At 63.7% G+C, this 17,291-nt stretch carries 20 protein-coding genes and 1 tRNA gene; 13 read left to right on the top strand and 8 right to left on the bottom strand.

What is annotated here, in order from left to right:
* Position 1: 1 nt before the first annotated feature.
* The gene (locus ACGYK9_RS02045; protein ID WP_394407957.1) at positions 2–1,276 is read right to left on the bottom strand and encodes an MFS transporter; all 1,275 of its coding nucleotides are present in this window, start codon (positions 1,274–1,276) and stop codon (positions 2–4) included.
* A gap of 60 nt (positions 1,277–1,336) precedes the next feature.
* On the opposite strand from ACGYK9_RS02045, the gene ACGYK9_RS02040 reads away from it, so the two are divergent.
* The 3 genes from ACGYK9_RS02040 to ACGYK9_RS02030 are packed head-to-tail and all read left to right on the top strand — an operon-like array spanning position 1,337 to position 3,374.
* A complete protein-coding gene (locus tag ACGYK9_RS02040) occupies positions 1,337–2,083 on the top strand; it encodes a precorrin-6A/cobalt-precorrin-6A reductase (protein WP_394407954.1) in 747 nt (248 codons plus the stop codon).
* On the top strand, positions 2,080–2,712 hold the full coding sequence (locus tag ACGYK9_RS02035; protein ID WP_394407951.1) for a DNA-3-methyladenine glycosylase family protein: 633 nt from the start codon (positions 2,080–2,082) through the stop codon (positions 2,710–2,712). Before ACGYK9_RS02040 ends, ACGYK9_RS02035 begins: the two co-directional genes overlap by 4 nt.
* Positions 2,709–3,374 (top strand): alpha/beta hydrolase, encoded by a 666-nt coding sequence (locus tag ACGYK9_RS02030; RefSeq protein WP_067267442.1) that lies wholly within the window; start codon positions 2,709–2,711, stop codon positions 3,372–3,374. Before ACGYK9_RS02035 ends, ACGYK9_RS02030 begins: the two co-directional genes overlap by 4 nt.
* Here ACGYK9_RS02030 and ACGYK9_RS02025 read toward each other — a convergent pair.
* Positions 3,371–3,814 (bottom strand): VOC family protein, encoded by a 444-nt coding sequence (locus ACGYK9_RS02025; protein ID WP_394407948.1) that lies wholly within the window; start codon positions 3,812–3,814, stop codon positions 3,371–3,373. The genes ACGYK9_RS02030 and ACGYK9_RS02025 overlap by 4 nt on opposite strands.
* Positions 3,815–3,959: 145 nt before the next feature.
* Here ACGYK9_RS02025 and ACGYK9_RS02020 point away from each other — a divergent pair, with 145 nt between their 5' ends.
* Positions 3,960–4,544 carry an HNH endonuclease gene (locus ACGYK9_RS02020; RefSeq protein ID WP_067265843.1) on the top strand — a complete coding sequence of 195 codons (585 nt, stop codon included), beginning with the start codon at positions 3,960–3,962 and terminating at the stop codon, positions 4,542–4,544.
* A gap of 2 nt (positions 4,545–4,546) precedes the next feature.
* Here ACGYK9_RS02020 and xth read toward each other — a convergent pair whose 3' ends face one another.
* The gene (xth, locus tag ACGYK9_RS02015) at positions 4,547–5,329 is read right to left on the bottom strand and encodes an exodeoxyribonuclease III (RefSeq protein ID WP_394407944.1); all 783 of its coding nucleotides are present in this window, start codon (positions 5,327–5,329) and stop codon (positions 4,547–4,549) included.
* A 347-nt stretch (positions 5,330–5,676) separates the two neighbouring features.
* Here xth and ACGYK9_RS02010 point away from each other — a divergent pair, with 347 nt between their 5' ends.
* Together ACGYK9_RS02010 and ACGYK9_RS02005 are read left to right on the top strand one after the other, a co-directional pair.
* Entirely contained in the window at positions 5,677–5,934 is a 258-nt protein-coding gene (locus ACGYK9_RS02010) for a hypothetical protein (protein ID WP_394407941.1), read from the top strand.
* Between the two features lie 57 nt (positions 5,935–5,991).
* Positions 5,992–7,050: a DUF6902 family protein gene (locus ACGYK9_RS02005; protein WP_394407938.1), complete on the top strand. Its 1,059-nt coding sequence runs from the start codon at positions 5,992–5,994 to the stop codon at positions 7,048–7,050.
* Between the two features lie 14 nt (positions 7,051–7,064).
* Here the strand turns inward: ACGYK9_RS02005 and ACGYK9_RS02000 are convergent, their stop codons facing one another.
* Complete coding sequence (locus ACGYK9_RS02000; protein ID WP_209217699.1) at positions 7,065–7,388, bottom strand: iron-sulfur cluster assembly accessory protein; 324 nt, start codon at positions 7,386–7,388, stop codon at positions 7,065–7,067.
* Positions 7,389–7,484: 96 nt separating this feature from the next.
* Between ACGYK9_RS02000 and ACGYK9_RS01995 the strand changes: the two genes are divergently transcribed.
* The 7 genes from ACGYK9_RS01995 to scpB all read left to right on the top strand — a co-directional run bounded on the left by ACGYK9_RS01995 (position 7,485) and on the right by scpB (position 14,707).
* Positions 7,485–8,642 carry a deoxyguanosinetriphosphate triphosphohydrolase gene (locus tag ACGYK9_RS01995; RefSeq protein ID WP_067265853.1) on the top strand — a complete coding sequence of 386 codons (1,158 nt, stop codon included), beginning with the start codon at positions 7,485–7,487 and terminating at the stop codon, positions 8,640–8,642.
* 48 nt (positions 8,643–8,690) lie between these two features.
* Positions 8,691–9,311, top strand: coding sequence for a hypothetical protein (locus ACGYK9_RS01990; protein WP_394407933.1), 621 nt, complete (start codon positions 8,691–8,693; stop codon positions 9,309–9,311).
* 106 nt (positions 9,312–9,417) lie between these two features.
* Positions 9,418–11,163 (top strand): arginine--tRNA ligase, encoded by a 1,746-nt coding sequence (gene argS, locus ACGYK9_RS01985; RefSeq protein ID WP_271687167.1) that lies wholly within the window; start codon positions 9,418–9,420, stop codon positions 11,161–11,163.
* 79 nt (positions 11,164–11,242) lie between these two features.
* Entirely contained in the window at positions 11,243–12,253 is a 1,011-nt protein-coding gene (locus ACGYK9_RS01980; RefSeq protein WP_394407930.1) for an SPOR domain-containing protein, read from the top strand.
* Positions 12,253–13,260 carry a beta-N-acetylhexosaminidase gene (gene nagZ / locus ACGYK9_RS01975; RefSeq protein WP_394407927.1) on the top strand — a complete coding sequence of 336 codons (1,008 nt, stop codon included), beginning with the start codon at positions 12,253–12,255 and terminating at the stop codon, positions 13,258–13,260. The genes ACGYK9_RS01980 and nagZ overlap by 1 nt, the downstream gene beginning before the upstream one ends.
* Entirely contained in the window at positions 13,253–14,047 is a 795-nt protein-coding gene (locus ACGYK9_RS01970; RefSeq protein ID WP_394407924.1) for a segregation and condensation protein A, read from the top strand. The genes nagZ and ACGYK9_RS01970 overlap by 8 nt, the downstream gene beginning before the upstream one ends.
* A gap of 3 nt (positions 14,048–14,050) precedes the next feature.
* Positions 14,051–14,707, top strand: a complete 657-nt coding sequence (gene scpB / locus ACGYK9_RS01965; protein WP_067265864.1) for an SMC-Scp complex subunit ScpB — start codon at positions 14,051–14,053, stop codon at positions 14,705–14,707.
* A 14-nt stretch (positions 14,708–14,721) separates the two neighbouring features.
* Here the strand turns inward: scpB and ACGYK9_RS01960 are convergent, their stop codons facing one another.
* The 4 genes from ACGYK9_RS01960 to ihfA form a co-directional block, all read right to left on the bottom strand.
* Positions 14,722–15,798 (bottom strand): 2'-deoxycytidine 5'-triphosphate deaminase, encoded by a 1,077-nt coding sequence (locus tag ACGYK9_RS01960; protein ID WP_394408955.1) that lies wholly within the window; start codon positions 15,796–15,798, stop codon positions 14,722–14,724.
* Positions 15,799–15,877: 79 nt separating this feature from the next.
* Positions 15,878–15,954 (bottom strand) — tRNA-Pro (locus ACGYK9_RS01955).
* Positions 15,955–16,021: 67 nt separating this feature from the next.
* Positions 16,022–16,939: a MerR family transcriptional regulator gene (locus ACGYK9_RS01950; RefSeq protein WP_394407921.1), complete on the bottom strand. Its 918-nt coding sequence runs from the start codon at positions 16,937–16,939 to the stop codon at positions 16,022–16,024.
* 3 nt (positions 16,940–16,942) lie between these two features.
* Entirely contained in the window at positions 16,943–17,245 is a 303-nt protein-coding gene (ihfA, locus tag ACGYK9_RS01945) for an integration host factor subunit alpha (RefSeq protein ID WP_067265868.1), read from the bottom strand.
* Positions 17,246–17,291 lie beyond the last annotated feature (46 nt).

Raw genomic sequence — 17,291 nt, 5'->3', positions numbered from 1 at the left:
CTTAGCTCAGCTGCGTCTCCTTGCGGCTGCGCAGCACCAGCCAGATCAGCGATCCGCCCGCAAGCACCAAGAAGGGCACCATCGCAAGGTTCACCGCCGCCCAGCCTTCCTGCGCCGTGCCGCCCGAACAGTTCATCAGCCCGCCCGAGGCCAGCGAGGCCACGGTCACGCCGCCGAACACCAGCAGGTCGTTCAGGCCCTGCATCCGCCCGCGCTCATGCGGCTCATGCGCGCCGGCGAGCATGGTGGTGGCCCCGATGAAGCCAAAGTTCCAGCCCAGCCCCAAAAGGATCAGCGCGACAAAGAAGTTGCCCAGTTCCACCCCCTGAAGCGCCACCACCCCGGCGGCGGCAAGGATCGCGATGCCAAGGCCCATGATCCGCTCAACCCCGAAACGGTTGATCAGATGGCCGGTAAAGAACGAAGGCGCGAACATCGCCAGCACATGGCCGGTGACCACATAGCCCGCGCTGTCTTGGCTATAGCCGCAGCCGACGACCGCCAGAGGGGTCGAGGTCATCACGAGGTTCATCAAGGCATAGGACACCATGGCACAGATCACTGCGACCGCGATGCGCGGCGTGGTCAAAAGCTCCCACCGGCTGCGGCCCTTGGGCGCGTCATGGGCCGGGATCGGTGGCTTCGGAATGTCGATGAAGAGAAACAGCAGCGCCCCGATCAAGTTCACCGCCACCACGGCCATATAGGTGCCGAGGAAGGGAACGACGAGGCTCATCGACGTGGCCGTGGCAAGCTGCGGCCCGATGATGGCCGAGACAAGACCGCCCGCCATGACATAGGAAATCGCCTTGGGCCGGAAGTCATCTGACGCGGTATCGGCGGCGGCGAAGCGATAAAACCCCTGCGCCGACATGTAGATGCCCGTCAGCAGCGACCCCAGCAGGAAGATCGGGAAAGACGCGAGATAAAGCCCGTAGGCCGCGACCGCGCCGCCCAAGGCACCGCCCGCCGCACCCAAAAAGAACCCCGCGCGGCGGCCATAGCGCTGCATGATGGCCGAGACCGGCGTGGCCGAGAGCATGGAGCCCAGAACGATCATCGAGATCGGCAGGGTGGCAAGACAGACATTGGTCGCAAGCGACTGCCCGGCGAGACCTCCGACAAGGAAAATCATCGGCATCTGCGCCCCGAGAAAGGCCTGTGCTGCCACCAGCACCGCTACGTTGCGCCGCGCGCGTCTGTCGTCGATCATGTTTGAATTCCTCACTTCCCGCCAAGGGGTAGCCTTGCCGTCGGGTAAGGGCAAGTCCGGCATCGGTTTTTGCGACTGCGATGTCGCTTGCGCCCGGCGGCAAGCTCGCCGATGATCGCGCCGATGACCGCGCTTGACCGCCCTTCGCTGAACCTCCTGCTGCTCGCTGGCACCGCCGAAGCGCGGCAGCTTGCACGCCCCTTGACGCAGGCCGGGCACCGGGTCACCGCTTGGCTGACGGAGCCGCCGCGCGGCAACAATCCGATGCCGCTGACCTTTGAGATGCGCGATGCCGGGGATGCTGCGGCGCTGCGGCGCGATATGGCGGGCTTTGATGCGGTGCTCGATCTCAGCCACGGGTTCGATGCGGGGCTGAGCCACGCAGGCTATGCCGCCGCCACGTCTTTGGGCAGACCCTTCGTCAGCTTTTCGCGGCCCCTCTGGCCGCTGGACAACCCGCTGCTCCATTCAGTGCCGGATGTCGCGGCCGCCGCCCGTGCCGTGCCGCCCGCTGCCCGCGTCTTTGCCGCGACTGGTTGGGCCAGCCTGTCAGCGTTCCAACCGTTCAAGGGCGCGCGCCTCATGCTACGACAGACGAGCCGCCATGAACGCGCCGCACCCTATGACTTTGTCGACCTCATCTTTGGCAATCCGCCATTCACTGTGGAGAGCGAAACGGCACTGTTCCGCGACCTTGGCGTTGACCTGCTGATTTGCCGCAACCTCGGCGGGCAGGCCAGCCGCCCGAAGGTCGACGCCGCCCTGACGCTCGGCCTACCGGTGATCCTGATCGATAGACCACCGCTGCCAGAGGGCGCGCCCTGTCTGGCCGATCTCGACGCGATGCTCGATTGGGTGGCACAGCTATGAGCCTCGCGCCCCCGATCACCTGCGACGCCGATGTGGCCGAAGGCGCGGCATGGCTGGCCGAACGGGAGCCGCGTTTCGCCATGGCGCTGGCCCAGACCGGCCCGCTGCCTCTGCGCCTGCGCCCGCCCGGTTTCGCGGGGCTGCTCGACATCATTGTGGGGCAGCAGGTGAGCGTGGCCTCGGCCCGGGCGATCTATGCGCGGCTGGTTGCGGCGGGGTTGGATCGGCCCGAAAACGTCCTGCGCGCCGGAGACGACGGCCTGCGCGCTGCGGGGCTGAGCCGCCCCAAGGCGCGCTATGTGTTGGCCTTGGCGGAACGCGATTTCGACTTCGACGCGCTGGACGGGTTGCCCGATGACGCGGCCATCGCCGCGCTGGTCGACATGCCGGGGATCGGGCCATGGACAGCGCAGATCTATGTGATGTTCTGCCTTGGCCGCCGCGATATCTTTCCCAGCGGCGACCTTGCGCTGCAAGAGGCGGCGCGGGGGCTTTTCGATCTGCCTGCCCGTCCCAGCCCGAAAGACCTCTCCGCCATGGCCGCCGCATGGACACCTTGGCGGTCGGTTGCGGCGCGGCTGCTCTTTGCCTACTACCGGGTGTTGAAACAAAAGGAAGGATTGTCATGACACGGGTTTTGAACGCCGAGCGCCGCGCGCCGGTCTCTGGCACCACACGGTCGGTGGTGGTGTTCCTGCATGGCTATGGCGCGAATGGCGCTGACTTGCTGGGCCTTGCCGATCCGCTGAGCGAGCATTTGCCCGACACGCTTTTCGTCGCACCCGACGCGCCCGAGGCCTGCGCCGGTGCGCCGATGGGCTATCAGTGGTTCCCGATCCCTTGGATCGACGGATCGTCCGAAGAGGAATCGATGCGCGGCATGATGAGCGCGGTCGAAGACCTCGACGCCTTCCTCGATGCGCTGATGGTCGACGAAGACGTGCTCCCCGAACAGGTCGTGCTCTTCGGCTTTTCCCAAGGCACGATGATGTCGCTGCATGTGGCCCCACGGCGCGAAGATGCGGTGGCGGGGATCGTGGCCTTCTCGGGCCGTCTGCTCAACCCCGAAGCGCTGGCCGAAGAGGCGCAGGTCAAACCGCCGGTGCTGCTGGTTCATGGCGATGCCGATGACGTGGTGCCGCCGCAATCCCTGCCGCAGGCCGCCGAAGCGCTGCAAGAGGCGGGGTGGCAAGACGTTTACGCCCATGTGATGAAGGGCACCGGCCATGGCATCGCGCCCGATGGGCTGAGCGTTGCGCTCGCCTTCATGCGCGACAAACTAGGGCTTTAACCCTTCATCTCGTCCCAGAGCCAGGGTTCGGCGAACTCGACCGAATTGCCAGCGGGGTCGCGCACATAGAGCGAGCGCGCCCCGTTGGGCCAATCAAAACTGGTGTCGAGCTCGACCCCGGCGGCCCGCAGCCGCGTCTCCATCGCGGCGATCTCATCGCGTTTCATCGCAAAGCAGACATGCCCCGGGCCGCGCGCGCCATGGGGCGGCACAGGCATTTTCGGATTGCCGGGCGGCTGTGCCGTGGCGGTGGGGTTGAAGACCAGCAAGACCGAAGGGCCGAGCGCGAAGAACATATGCCGACCCGGCACCTCCTGAAACAGTTTCAGCCCCAGAATGTCGCGGTAAAACGCGCGTGCCGCGTCCAGATCATCGGCATAGACGGCGGCTTCGAGCAGGGATTGCGGGGCGGGCGCATCGGGCAGGGGGCTTTTCGACATGCCACAAGGTTAACAAACTCTGCCCATCTGTCACGCCTCTGTCGTAATCTTTGGGCAAAACCGGCGACATCTAGTGGTTCACCTTTGTCTTGCCAGAGAGAAACCGCGAGATATAGTGACTAAAACGGGCAGAGGACGCGACCAGATGGACGGCGATTTCAGGACCGAATTTACCCGCCACCCGGCGGCGCTCAAACACCACCCCGCGCTGGTGCTCAATGCGGATTACCGACCTTTATCCTATTACCCGCTGTCGCTTTGGCCATGGCAGGAGGCGGTAAAGGCCAAATGGCTCGACCGGGTCGAGATCGTCGCCGAATATGACGAGGTGGTGCGCAGCCCCTCTACGGTGATCAGGATCCCGTCGGTTGTCGTTCTAAAAGACTATGTGAAACCTCAAAAGCGCGTGGCCTTCACGCGCTTTAATTTATTTCTGAGGGATGAGTTCCGCTGCCAATACTGCGGGGCGAAGGGCGATTTGACCTTTGACCATGTGGTACCGCGCGCTGCCGGTGGGGTGACAAGCTGGCAAAACGTGGTCGCCGCCTGTAGCCCTTGCAACCTGCGCAAAGGCTCGCGGCCCCTGCACCGCACGGGGCTTGCCCTGCGCAAACCGCCGCGGCAACCCGCCGCCGAAGAGCTGCGCAACATGGGCCGCAAATTCCCGCCCGGCCATCTGCATGAAAGCTGGATGGATTTCCTCTATTGGGATGCCGAACTGGAGGCCTGACGTCAGATGTCCAGTTCGACCCAGATGGGCACGTGATCCGACGGCTTGTCGCGCCCGCGCACGTCGCGGTCGATCTGGCAATCGCGCAGCCGGTCAGCCACGGTGGGGGACAGGAGGAAGTGGTCGATGCGGATGCCGTTGTTGCGGTTCCACGCCCCGGCCTGATAATCCCAAAAGGAGTAATGCCCCGGCCCTTGGGTACGCGCCCGGAAGGCATCCGTAAGGCCAAGGTTCTCCAGCCGCCGCCATGCGGCGCGGGATTCGGGTCGGAAGAGCGCATCTTCGCGCCAGCTATCAGGTTTGGCGGCATCCTCGGCCTGCGGGATGATGTTGTAATCTCCCGCCATGAGGAAGGGCGTTTCCTCGGCCAGAAGCGCTTCGGCACGGGCTTGCAGCCGCGCCATCCATGCGAGTTTATAGTCATATTTCGGCCCCGGCGCCGGGTTGCCATTGGGCAGGTAGAGCCCGCAGACCCGCAGCGCCATATCGTCGCCCACAACCGTCGCTTCGATCCAACGTGCCTGATCATCGGCATCGTCACCCGGCAGGCCGCGGGTCACATCCTCAAGCGGGAGTTTCGACAGGATCGCCACGCCGTTAAAGGACTTCTGCCCGTGGGTTTCGACGTTATAGCCGCGCTCTTCGAGCATTTCGCGGGGGAAAGCCTCATCCACCGACTTGATCTCTTGCAGCACGACAACGTCCGGCTGCGCCTCGTCTAGCCAATCGGGAAGGGCCGCCGCGCGGGCCTTGATACCGTTGATGTTGAAACTCGCGATCTTCATATCCGGCCCTCTTTCGACGTCCGACTGCTATCGCGCAATTGGCGTCGCGGAGCAAGGGGAAGGCTTGCGCGCTTAAGGTGATTCTTGGGTCAGATTTCTCGCTATTATAGAAAGTCCGCGAGGCGGTTGCCCGTATTGTCTCGATCCTGCCCTGTGGGCGGCATTTCTTTTTCTCCACAGGGCGCAAGAGAAATTGAGAATTAAGGCGAAACTGTGGCGCGACGTTAATGTGGATAAGTGTTTCAGTACAATGCGTTAGCTGGAAAATGCTTGGATTGACACGCTTAACGTGCGTCAGTCGAAGAACTACATCTTTAAATTGCAAAACCCTTTGAAAGGACCTTACGATGACCGCTATTTTTGCACGCGACTTTGCCCCCGTATCAGCCCCTCAGACAGAGGACAATCCCATGGCGCTTGGCGCCGGTGTCGGCCTTTTCACCACCGGCCTCAACCGTGGGGGCGGTGACATGCTGTTGGGCGAGGGGGTCGAGATGTTCACCACTGGGCTACAGCAGGACGGCAGCAGCATCACGCAAGGCGGCGGGGTCGGCCTGTTCACCACTGGCCTCGTCCCGGCTGAGGTGCTGCCCTTCAGCGGCTGAAGCCCTTTCAAGCGGGCGGCTTTGTTGCCCGCCGTTCCCCCTGTCGGAGGCCATGCGATGACCAATGTTGTTCTGCTCAGACCTGACGAAAGCCAAGACCCGGCCGCGCAAACGGCCCGGCTGATCCAAGCCTTCGCAGAGGGGCGTCGCACGCAGGGGGATGTCTTTTGGCTGAAGGAAAACGCCGAACTGCTCGGGGCGCTGGCGAGCACGGGGGCCACGCTCGACACCGCGGCGCTTCAGCCGCTCGCGGCCTTCCATCGGGGCTGCCGGAACCTGCTGCGCGATTTTCCGCAGTATTACCGTTTCATCCTGTCGATCTGCCTCGATCTCGAAGACCTCGGACTGCCACAGCACCACGGCGCGGCCCTTTGCGCCAAGGTTGCGCGGGCAGGGTTGGAGGGGGCGGAACTGTCGGATCTACAACGGGCCGAGGCGCGTCGTCTGCTGCGCCGTCGAGGTGTCGGGCCACAGGTTGAGGACGGGGCGCTCGGCCAACGGTTGCGCGATTTTATCGCCCGCAGTGCCACCTTCGCGATGCCCAATCGGAAGGCGGCCTATGAGTTGACCCATATCGTTTTCTACCTGTCGGACTATGGCCGCCGGAGCCCCGACCTGCCTAAGGCGGCGCTGAGAAGCTTGCATTTCACGGGGCTGCTGGCTTTTCTCGATCAAGATATGGACCTGCTGGCCGAGGTCTGCGCCGCCCTGCGTTTTGCCGGGCAGGCCCCCAGGCCCCTGTGGGAGGATGCCCTTGCCGCCAGCCACCGTACCATGAGGGTCTACGCCGACGTAGGCGCGCCTTTGCAGGATGATTACCACGAATGGCTCGTCACTGGCTGGGCCATGCAAATTGCGGGCCGCCCGATGCGATCTACCGATATCCCAAAAGGCGCATTGCGTTTTCACAAAGGCCGAAAGGGGGCAGGGGCCCTGCGCCCCTTGGCGGCTTGCCTCAACGACATGGGCGCGAACCGCCGGGCTGACTGGGGGCAGATGCGCCCGCATGTGCTGTCGTATCTTTGCCCGGAAAGCCACGCGACCCTGCTGCGCGCCGAACGCGCCGGGCCTTATTTCGACGAATTCTTCGAGGGGTTCGCCCGGGCGCGCGGTTAAACGCGCCCGAAAACTTACATCGAAAAGGACGTGCCGCAGCCGCAGGCCGCCGTCGCATTGGGGTTCTCGATGGTGAAGCGCGCGCCGATCAGCTCTTCGGTGAAATCGATCACGGCGTCGGCCAGAAACGGCAGGGAGACGCTATCGACCACCACCTTCTGACCGCTGCCTTCGAGAATGAGATCATCTTCGGCGGGCTCGTCCAGCGCGATGTCGTATTGAAAGCCCGAGCAGCCGCCGCCTTCGACAGCGATGCGCAGGGCCTTGCCTTCGTCTGCGGCCCCGATCTCGGCAAGGCGTTCAAAGGCGCGGGGGGTGACTTTGGGGGGCAGGTTCATCTGCGGGCTCCGATGCATCGGTTTTCTTTCGCGTTCCTCTAACATATAGAAAGCACAAGGACAGGTCACAAGGACCGCGAGAGAGGACCAGCCGCGATGCGCGCAGAATTCGCCTCTGATCCGGACACCGCCAAGGGACGGTTGGTGCCGGAAGAGGAAAGCACTTTTCGCTCCTGTTATCAGCGGGATCGGGACCGGATCATTCATGCTTCCGCCTTTCGGCGGCTCAAACATAAGACGCAGGTCTTTGTGGAGCATGAGGGCGACTATTTCCGCACCCGTCTGACCCATTCCATCGAAGTGGCGCAGGTCGCGCGGACTATCGCAGGCGCGCTGCGTCTGAATGGCGAGCTGACCGAGGCGGTGGCACTGGCCCATGATCTGGGCCACACGCCCTTTGGCCACACCGGCGAAGATGCGCTGCACAAGCTGATGGAACCCTACGGCGGCTTCGATCACAACGCGCAGGCGATCAAGATCGTCACCACGCTGGAGCGGCACTATGCCGAATTCGATGGGCTGAACCTGACGTGGGACACGCTGGAAGGCATCGCGAAACACAACGGGCCGGTGACGGGCGAGGTGCCCCATGCGCTGGCCGATTACAACGCGCGGCACGATCTTGAACTGCACACCCATGCCAGCGCCGAGGCGCAGGTCGCCGCGCTCTCCGATGATATCGCCTATAACAACCACGATCTGCACGACGGTCTGCGCGCAGGGCTGTTCACCGAAAGTGAGATTGCCGAACTGCCCATGGTCGGCCCCGCCTACGCCGAGGTTGACCGGCTCTACCCCGAGACCGACAGCTACCGCCGCCGTCACGAGGCGCTGCGGCGGGTCTTTGGGGTGATGGTCGGCGATGTGATCGAAACCTCGGCCAAACTGCTGAAGGACTCGGGGGCGAAATCCCCTGACGACATCCGCCATCTGGGCCGCCCGGTGATCCGTTTCTCCGACCCCGTCTGGCAAGACCTGCGCGAGATCCGCAAGTTTCTTTTCACCCGCATGTATCGCGCCCCCTCGGTGATGGAGAATCGCGAGAAGGTGACCAAGGTGGTCGAGGACCTGTTCCCGCTGTTCCTGTCCCAGCCCAACCTCTTGCCGCGCCATTGGGCGGCGGCGATTGAGGCGGCAGAGGATGAAACCACGCTGGCGCGGATGGTGTCTGATTACATTGCGGGCATGACCGACCGTTTCGCCCTGCAAGAACACGCCCGTCTCTTCGACAGTGACCTGCGCAGCTTCCGCTAGTCTTCGCGGCATGGTAGTCTTCTTTTGATGATCCATAGGTGAGATGACATGATACAAACCCCCGTTCTGCCGGAAAGTCTGGCCGGTGACGCGACATTCGCGATCCTCTCGGCGGGGCAAGCGCCGGGGCCTGCGGTGGCCAAACGCGCGGCGGATCTGGGGGCGGAAGTCGTGGCGATGGACCGCGATCCCACGGTGCTGGCGCGGTTGATGAGCCAATCGGCAGAACGTGTCGAAGCGCTGGCGCTGGCCGGCGATCTTGTCGCGCGGTTTGAGCCGTTGCACCGCAATTGGGGCGGCACGCCGCTGCATATGGTGCTGAACCTGATGCCGCTCGACCCCGACGATTACTGCAAAGGCACGGATGCGCAGATCCGCGGGCTTTCGGCCATGATGCGTGCCTTGGGGCGGGGTCTGGTGGCCGGGCAGGGGGCGGTGGTGACCGTTCTGCCGCAGCCAAGCCAACCATTGGCGCTGGCCGGGCATGCCATGATCGGTGCGTTCGAAGCGGCCAATGCCGCGCTCGACAAGGTGTTCGGGCCGCGGGGGGTGCATTTCCACCTGATCACCGTGCGAGAGGGGCAGGCAGAGCTTGCAGCGGAAAGCGCGCTGTTCCTCGGCTCCGAAGCGGGGCGACGGCTCCGATCTGGGCGTTTGGACCTCGGCTGAGCACGCCGTTTCAAACGCCACTCCCCAACTTGGGCCGCGACGGCCCGACGCTTGATTGACTGCACCCCCGCACATGATAAACGGGCGGGGAACAAGGATACCCGACATGAACCTATTTGCCGAAATTCGCCATCTCATCATTGCGACGCTGGAACAGATGGTCGCGCAGGAAGCCCTGCCTGCGACCCTGAACTTTGACCCGATCACCGCTGAGCCGCCGCGTGACGCGGCCCATGGCGACATGGCCACCAATGCCGCGATGGTGCTGGCCAAACCTGCGGGCATGAAGCCGCGCGACATCGCCGAAGCACTGGCCGCGCAGTTGCAAAACGATCCGCGCATCACCTCTGCCGAAGTGGCGGGGCCGGGCTTCATCAACCTGCGTCTGGCACCTTCGGTCTGGCAAAACGTGGCCCGTCAGGTGCTGAACCAAGGCACCGACTTTGGCCGCGCGATCCTTGGCGCCGGTCAGCGGGTGAACGTTGAATATGTCTCGGCCAACCCGACGGGGCCGCTGCATGTGGGCCACACCCGCGGGGCGGTCTTTGGCGACGCGCTCGCCAGCCTGCTTGATTTCGCGGGCTATGACGTGACGCGCGAATATTACATCAACGATGGCGGAGCGCAGGTCGATGTGCTCGCACGTTCGGTCTATCTGCGCTACCTCGAAGCCAATGGCAAAGAGGTGGCCTTCCCCGATGGCACATACCCCGGCGACTACCTGATCCCGCTGGGCGAAGCGCTTGCCAAGATGTATGGCGACAAGCTGGTCGACCAGCCGGAAAGCGAATGGTTGGATGACATCCGTGAATTCGCCACCGATGCGATGATGAATCTGATCCGCGACGATCTGGCGGCACTGGGTGTCGAGATGGACGTCTTCTATAGCGAAAAATCGCTCTATGGCACGGGTCAGATCGAAGCGGCCATCGCCTCGCTCGAAGCCAAAGGGTTGATCTACGAAGGCGTGTTGGAGCCGCCGAAGGGTAAGAAGCCCGACGATTGGGAACCGCGCGAACAGACCCTGTTCAAATCCACCGAACATGGCGACGATGTCGACCGCCCGGTCAAGAAGTCCGACGGGTCTTGGACCTATTTCGCCCCCGACATCGCTTATCACTATGACAAGGTCAGCCGTGATTTCGACATGCTGATCGATGTCTTTGGCGCGGATCATGGCGGCTACGTCAAACGGATGAAAGCGGCGGTTTCGGCGCTGAGCGACGGGCATGTGCCGCTCGACATCAAGCTGACGCAACTGGTGAAGCTTTTCAAAAACGGCGAGCCGTTCAAAATGTCCAAACGGGCAGGGACTTTCGTGACCCTGCGCGATGTGGTGGATCAGGTCGGCCCGGATGTGACGCGCTTTGTCATGTTGACGCGTAAGAACGACGCGATGCTCGACTTCGATTTCGACAAGGTGTTGGAGCAAAGCCGCGAGAACCCGGTCTTTTATGTGCAATACGCCCATGCCCGGGTCGCGTCGATCCTGCGCAAAGCCGAAGAGGCGGGGATCGAGGTGGCGGATGCCACGCTGCTGGACGCGGACCTGTCCAAGCTCGACCATGAGGCCGAGATCGGCCTGCTGCGCAAGCTTGCCGAATGGCCCCGTTTGGTCGAGACCGCCGCGCGCAGCAATGAGCCGCACCGGGTGGCCTTCTACCTCTATGAATTGGCCTCCGACTTCCACAGCCTCTACCACTTGGGCCGGTCTGAGGATGGCTTGCGCGCCTTGCAAGAAGGGGACGCGGCCACCTCGCAGGCAAAAATCGCGCTGTCGCGTGCCGTTGCGATTGTAATTGCGGCGGGTCTTGGTATTCTCGGGGTCACACCGGCGCAGGAGATGCGGTAACCGCACCAGCGCGCCGAAAACAGGCAACCCCATGACCAGACCCGCGTGGCGATGTATCACGCCGGGCAAAGAGGCAGAGATGGCAGATTTCACGTCTTCCCCGACGACGGCGGGCTATGCGCCCGATTCCGCGCATAGCTACGCAGTGGGCAGCGCGCCCAAGACCCTGACAACGCTCACCAATATCGCGGGCGCCGTGGTGTCCTTGGCGCTGGTGGCGGGCATCGGTGTATGGGGATACAAACTGCTTGTGCGTGACGTGACCGGCATCCCGGTGGTCCGCGCGATCGAAGGTGAGATGCGCGTGCGCCCTGAAGAGCCGGGAGGCGAATTGGCCCGTCATCAGGGGCTTTCGGTCAATGTCGTCGCCGCCGAAGGCAGCGCCGGGCGCCCGGCGGATGAGCTGCGTCTCGCGCCGCGCCAGATCGAATTGCAAGACGAAGACCAGCCCGTCAAAGCGGCAATGGTTGCCGCAAAGACACAAGGCAACGTGACGCCAGCCGTGGCGCTCGAGGATGACGGCGACCTGATCGACGCCTCCGAAGCGATCCGCTCGGGCAATGTCCAAGACCTCGTGGCGCAATCGACCAATGGCGTGGCACCGCTCACCGGTGAGGAGGCCGCCGCTGGCGATCCTGTCGATGCCGCGGTGGCGATGGCGCTGGCCGATACATCCGTGCAGCCAAAAGTAGTCAAGGCCGTGCTGAACGCGCCGGGCGTGCGCAACTCCCTGCGCCCGCGCCGCCGTCCTGCGGGCGGTGCCGTGGTGACACCCGCCGCCGTGCAACCTAATCCAGTGGCCGCGGCCACCCAAGAAGTCGATCCCGCATCGCTGCCCGCTGGCACCCGCATGGCCCAGCTTGGCGCCTTTGACAGCCCCGAGGTCGCGCGCGAACAATGGGACCGTTTGCAGGGCCGTTTCGGTGCCTATCTCGAAGGCAAGAGCCGCGTCGTGCAAAAGGCCACCAGCGGCGGGCGGGTCTTCTACCGCCTGCGTGCCATGGGCTTTAACGACATCGCCGACGCACGCCGCTTCTGCTCCGCCCTCGTGGCCGAAAACGCGGATTGCATCCCGGTGGTGATGCGCTGATGCCCCCCTTCGGGGCCACGATCCTCGACGCGACGGGCCATCGGCTCAGCGTCGAGGAAAAGGCGTTCTTTCGGGACGTGCGGCCCTTTGGCTTTATTCTCTTCGCCCGCAACATCGACAGCCCCGAGCAGCTCCGCGCGCTCTGCGAAGAGATGCGCGAGGCGGCGGGGCATGAGGCCGTCATCACCATCGACCAAGAGGGCGGCCGCGTGCAGCGCATGCGCGCGCCCCACTGGCGCGATTGGCTGCCGCCGATGGACCTCGCCGCCCGCGCGGGGGATCAAGCGCGCCACGCCTTTTACCTGATGTACCGGATCATCGCCCATGAGCTGCACAGCGTCGGGATCGACAGCAACTGCGCCCCGCTGATCGATGTGGCCGGGCCGGACACCCACCGTTTTCTGCGCAACCGCTGTTACGGCGAAACGCCGGGGCAGGTGGCCGAGATTGGCCGCGCCGTGGCGGATGCGCTGCTGGCCGGAGGGGTCTTGCCGGTGATGAAGCACATGCCCGGCCATGGCCGCGCGACGCTTGACAGCCACCACGATCTGCCCCGGGTAGCGGCCCGCCGGATCGATCTGGAGGCGGTCGATTTCGCCCCCTTCCGCAGCCTCCGCGGCCTGCCGATGGGGATGACCGCGCATCTGGTCTATGACGCGCTGGACAATGCCCCGGCGACCCTGTCGCCCGAGGTGATGCGGCTGATCCGCGAAGAGATCGGCTTCGACAACCTCGTGATGACCGACGACATTTCGATGAAAGCGCTGCAAATGACCCCAGCGGAAAGCACCTGCGCCGCCATCGCGGCGGGCTGTGACGTGGCACTTTTCTGCAACGGGCCGCTCGAAGAGCGCCGCGCCGTGGCCGAAGCCGCGGGTGAGATGACCCCCGCCGCCCAAACCCGCGCCCTGCGCGCGATGGATGCGCGGCAAACCCCCGATGACGTTGACATCGACGCCCTCAGCGCCCAGCTTGAGACGCTTCTGGGCGGGACATTGCATGGCTGACACGACATTTCAGGAAGACCGGGGCGGGGCGGGCAGCACCGTGGCCGACCGGCTGGCCGCCGAAGCCTTCATCATCGATGTCGAAGGCTATGAAGGGCCGCTCGACCTGCTGCTGTCGCTGAGCCGCACGCAAAAGGTCGATCTGCGCAAGATCTCGGTGCTGCAACTGGCGCGGCAGTATCTGGCCTTTGTCGAACGGGCCAAGGAGTTGCGGCTGGAACTGGCGGCGGATTACCTCGTCATGGCCGCTTGGTTGGCGTTCCTCAAGTCGCGCCTGCTGCTGCCCCCGGACCCTACCGAAGAGGGGCCGTCGGGCGCGGAAATGGCCGCGCATCTGGCCTTCCAACTGGAACGTTTGCAAGCCATGCGCGACGCCGCCGCGCGTCTGATGGCGCGGGATCAGCTTGGCCGGGAATTCTTTGCCCGCGGCCAGACCCAAGAAATCGTCAGCGTCAAAAAGGTCACCTATACCGCGACGCTACTGGACCTGATGCAGGGCTATGCGCGCACCCGCACGCGCGAGGATTTCCGCCCTTTCGTGATGGACCGCGACAAGGTCTTCACCATGGAAGAAGCGCTGGACCGCATGCGCGGGCTGATCGGCTATGCGGGCGATTGGGGCGATCTGAACAGCTACCTGCCCGAGGGTTGGGAAAGCGACCCGGAACGCCGCCGCTCGGCCACGGCGGCGACCTTTGCCGCCTCTTTGCAACTGGTCAAAGAGGGGCATATGGAGATCCGGCAGAAAGAGATTTTCGCCCCCATCCAACTGCGCAAGAAGGATTGATGCGTGTCGGAAGAGATTGAAACCAAAGAAAAGAAACTGTTCGACGCGCCCTCGCTCGCCGAGCAGGAGCGTATGATCGAAGCCGTGCTTTTCGCCAGTTCCGAGCCGATCACCCTGCGCGAACTCGAAGAGCGTTTGCCGCGCGGCTCAGACGTGGGCGAGGCGATGGCCTTCCTGCGGCACCGGTATCAGGGGCGCGGCGTGCAGGTGATGAAAGTCGGCGATGCCTATGCCTTTCGCACCGCGCCGGACCTTGGTTTCCTGATGCATAAGGAAACGGTCGAGACCCGCAAGCTCAGCCGCGCCGCCATCGAGACTTTGGCGATCATCGCTTATCACCAGCCCGTCACCCGCGCCGAGATCGAAGAGATTCGCGGCGTATCGGTGTCGCGGGGCACGGTGGACCAGTTGCTTGAGATGGAGTGGATCCGTTTTGGCCGCCGCAAGATGACTCCGGGCCGTCCGGTGACTTTTGTCGTCACGCAGGAGTTTCTGGATCACTTCGGTCTGGAAAGCGCGCGGGACCTGCCGGGGCTGAAAGAGCTGCGCTCTGCCGGGTTGTTGGAGAACCGTCCGCCCGCCGGTCTGCTGCCCACCGTCGGCGATGGCGAAGACGAGCCGGAAGCGACCGAAGGGCAGAGCGAGCTGTTCGAGGATTGACCGGCGCCGCGTCTTTACGCGGAGCGGAAATGTTTCGACAGTTTCAGGCCCTGACCTTGGTAGTTCGACGCGATGTCGGCGCCGTAAAGCTGGCTGGGGATCTGCGCCATATGCTCATAGACCAAACGGCCCACGACTTGCCCATGCTCCAGCACAAAGGGCGCCTCGTGACAGCGCACTTCCAGCACCCCGCGTGAGCCTGCGCCGCCTGCCTCGGCATGGCCGAAGCCCGGATCGAAGAAGCCCGCGTAATGCACGCGGAACTCTCCGACCATCGCCAAATAGGGTGCCATTTCAGCGGCATAGGCAGGCGGGATCGTCACTGCTTCGCGACTGACGAGGATGTAAAAGGCGCCGGGGTCGAGGATGATCTGACCGTTGGTGCTGTGCACCTCTTCCCAATAGGCGGCGGGATCGTAGTGGCCAATCTTGTCGAGGTCGATCACCCCGGTATGCGGCTTCGCGCGGTAGCCGACGAGGCTGGTGCCGGGCAGCCGCAGATCGACGGAGAAGCCCAGCCCCTCATCGATCACGGCGGTGCCATCCACCAGCGGCGTCTTGACATGCAGCGCGCGCAGCGCGTCGTCGTCGAGGGTCGCATCCCCGCTGCCGAAACGAATCTGATTGAGCCGCATCCCGGGCCGCACCAGCACCGAGAAAGAGCGCGGGCAGATCTCGGCATAAAGCGGCCCGGTATAGCCCGGCGCGATGCGGTCGAATTCGGCGCCACCATCGGTGATGGTGCGGGTCAGCAGGTCAAGCCGCCCGGTGGAGCTTTTCGCATTCGCCACGGCCGAAACGCCTTCGGGCAGCGCCAATTGCTCCATCAGCGGCACCACATAGACACAGCCTTTCTCCAGCACGGCCCCTTCGCTGAGGTCGACGCGGTGCATCTCGAACTCCGCCAAACGATCCGAGACCTTGGCCCCATGCCCGGCAAGGAAAGACGCGCGGACGCGATAGGCGACGCTGCCGAGGCGGAGGTCAAGACTGGCGGGCTGGATCTGGGCAGAGGTGACCGCGGGATCGGCGGCAATGGCGCCGCTTTCGATCATCGCTGTAATCTTCTGGTTGGGGAGCACCCCGTTCATCGCATTGGGCATCGGGCGCGGCCTTCTTAAATGACAAACGCCCGCGCGTTACCGGCGCGGGCGTTTTGTTGTAGTCGGTTGGTCGGGCTAGCAGGACTCGAACCTGCGACCTTCCGTCCCCCAGACGGACGCGCTACCAGGCTGCGCCATAGCCCGACTACGTGGGCTTCATAACCGATCTCGCAGGGGGTGCAAGAGGGAATTGCCAATCTTTTCATCGGGATTAGAAATTTGTTTCCGCGCCGGCTTCTGCGGCCATGCGCGCGCGCAATTCAGCCAAATCCAACAACAGACCGGCGACTTGCGGTTGCACGTCACGGGGCAGGCGATGGACACGCGCCCCCACGCTGAGCAGCCCCGGACGGGCGGGGAAATCGGCTTCCGGAGTGAAATCGGGCAGGTCAATGATCGCGGGTTTTGGCGTGTGGTCCTCGGGGTCTTCCGCCTCGGCTTCAGCGGGGGCGGGCGAAACCTCAGCGGTCTCCTCCGGCTCAGCCGCCAGCGGGCGCTTGAGGAACTCGGGCAGGCCGGTCTCTGGTGTAGGTTCCGGCGCGGGTTCCTCTTCGGGCTCCAATTCGGACGCAGGGAGTTGCGGCGCATCGGGCGTGCTGCTGTCAGAGGGGGCCAGCGGATCGGGCGTGACGCGTGGATGATCGTCGGCGGGCGGCATGGGCGAGGGACGTTGTGCTACGGCAGGGGCAGGCTCTTCTACCTCCGCCGTGTTCTCCTGCCGCGTGTCTACCGTCTCAGCGCTCACCTCATCCCCGCGCGCTTCCGTCTTTGCGCCGAAGTTCAGAACCACACCGGTCTCTGGGCGGATAATGTCCGGCTTCGGCGCAGGGCGCGGCTCCACGAAATCCAACTCATCAAGCGGGGCGGAAAGGGAGGAGACATGCGTCATCCCTTCCTCACGTAGTATTTTCTGAACGCCTTTGATGGTCAGCCCATCGTCGTGCAGCAGTTTCTTGATCCCACCAAGCAACAGCATATCGGCCGGGCGGTAATACCGCCGCCCCCCCGCCCGTTTGATGGGTTTCACTTGGGTGAACTTACTCTCCCAAAACCGCAGAACATGGGCTTGGATACCGAGCCAGTCAGCGACTTCGGAGATGGTACGAAAAGCGTCCGGCGATTTGACCATGGGTCAGGACTTGTTGCCTTCGGCAACGCGGTCTTTCATCAGATGTGAAGGGCGGAAGGTCAGCACCCGGCGCGGGTTGATCGGAACCTCCTCGCCGGTTTTCGGATTGCGGCCCACTCGCGCGGTCTTGTCGCGCACCGAAAAAGTGCCGAAAGAGGAAATCTTGACCTGTTCCCCGTCGACCAGAGCGTCGGACATATGCTCAAGCACGGCTTCGACCAGTTGAGCACTCTCATTGCGAGAAAGACCGACCTCACGAAATACAGCTTCGCTTAAATCCATGCGCGTCAATGTCTTGTTCGGCATTATATCCCCCATGCTTTCCAATAGCATATGCTGCTCAGATTTTTAG

This window comes from Sulfitobacter sp. 1A15258 (assembly GCF_043557045.1).
GTDB classification, from domain to species: Bacteria; Pseudomonadota; Alphaproteobacteria; order Rhodobacterales; family Rhodobacteraceae; genus Sulfitobacter; species Sulfitobacter faviae.
The sequence above is the reverse complement of the archived record's forward strand: the minus strand, read 5'-3'. Positions and strand labels throughout refer to the sequence as shown.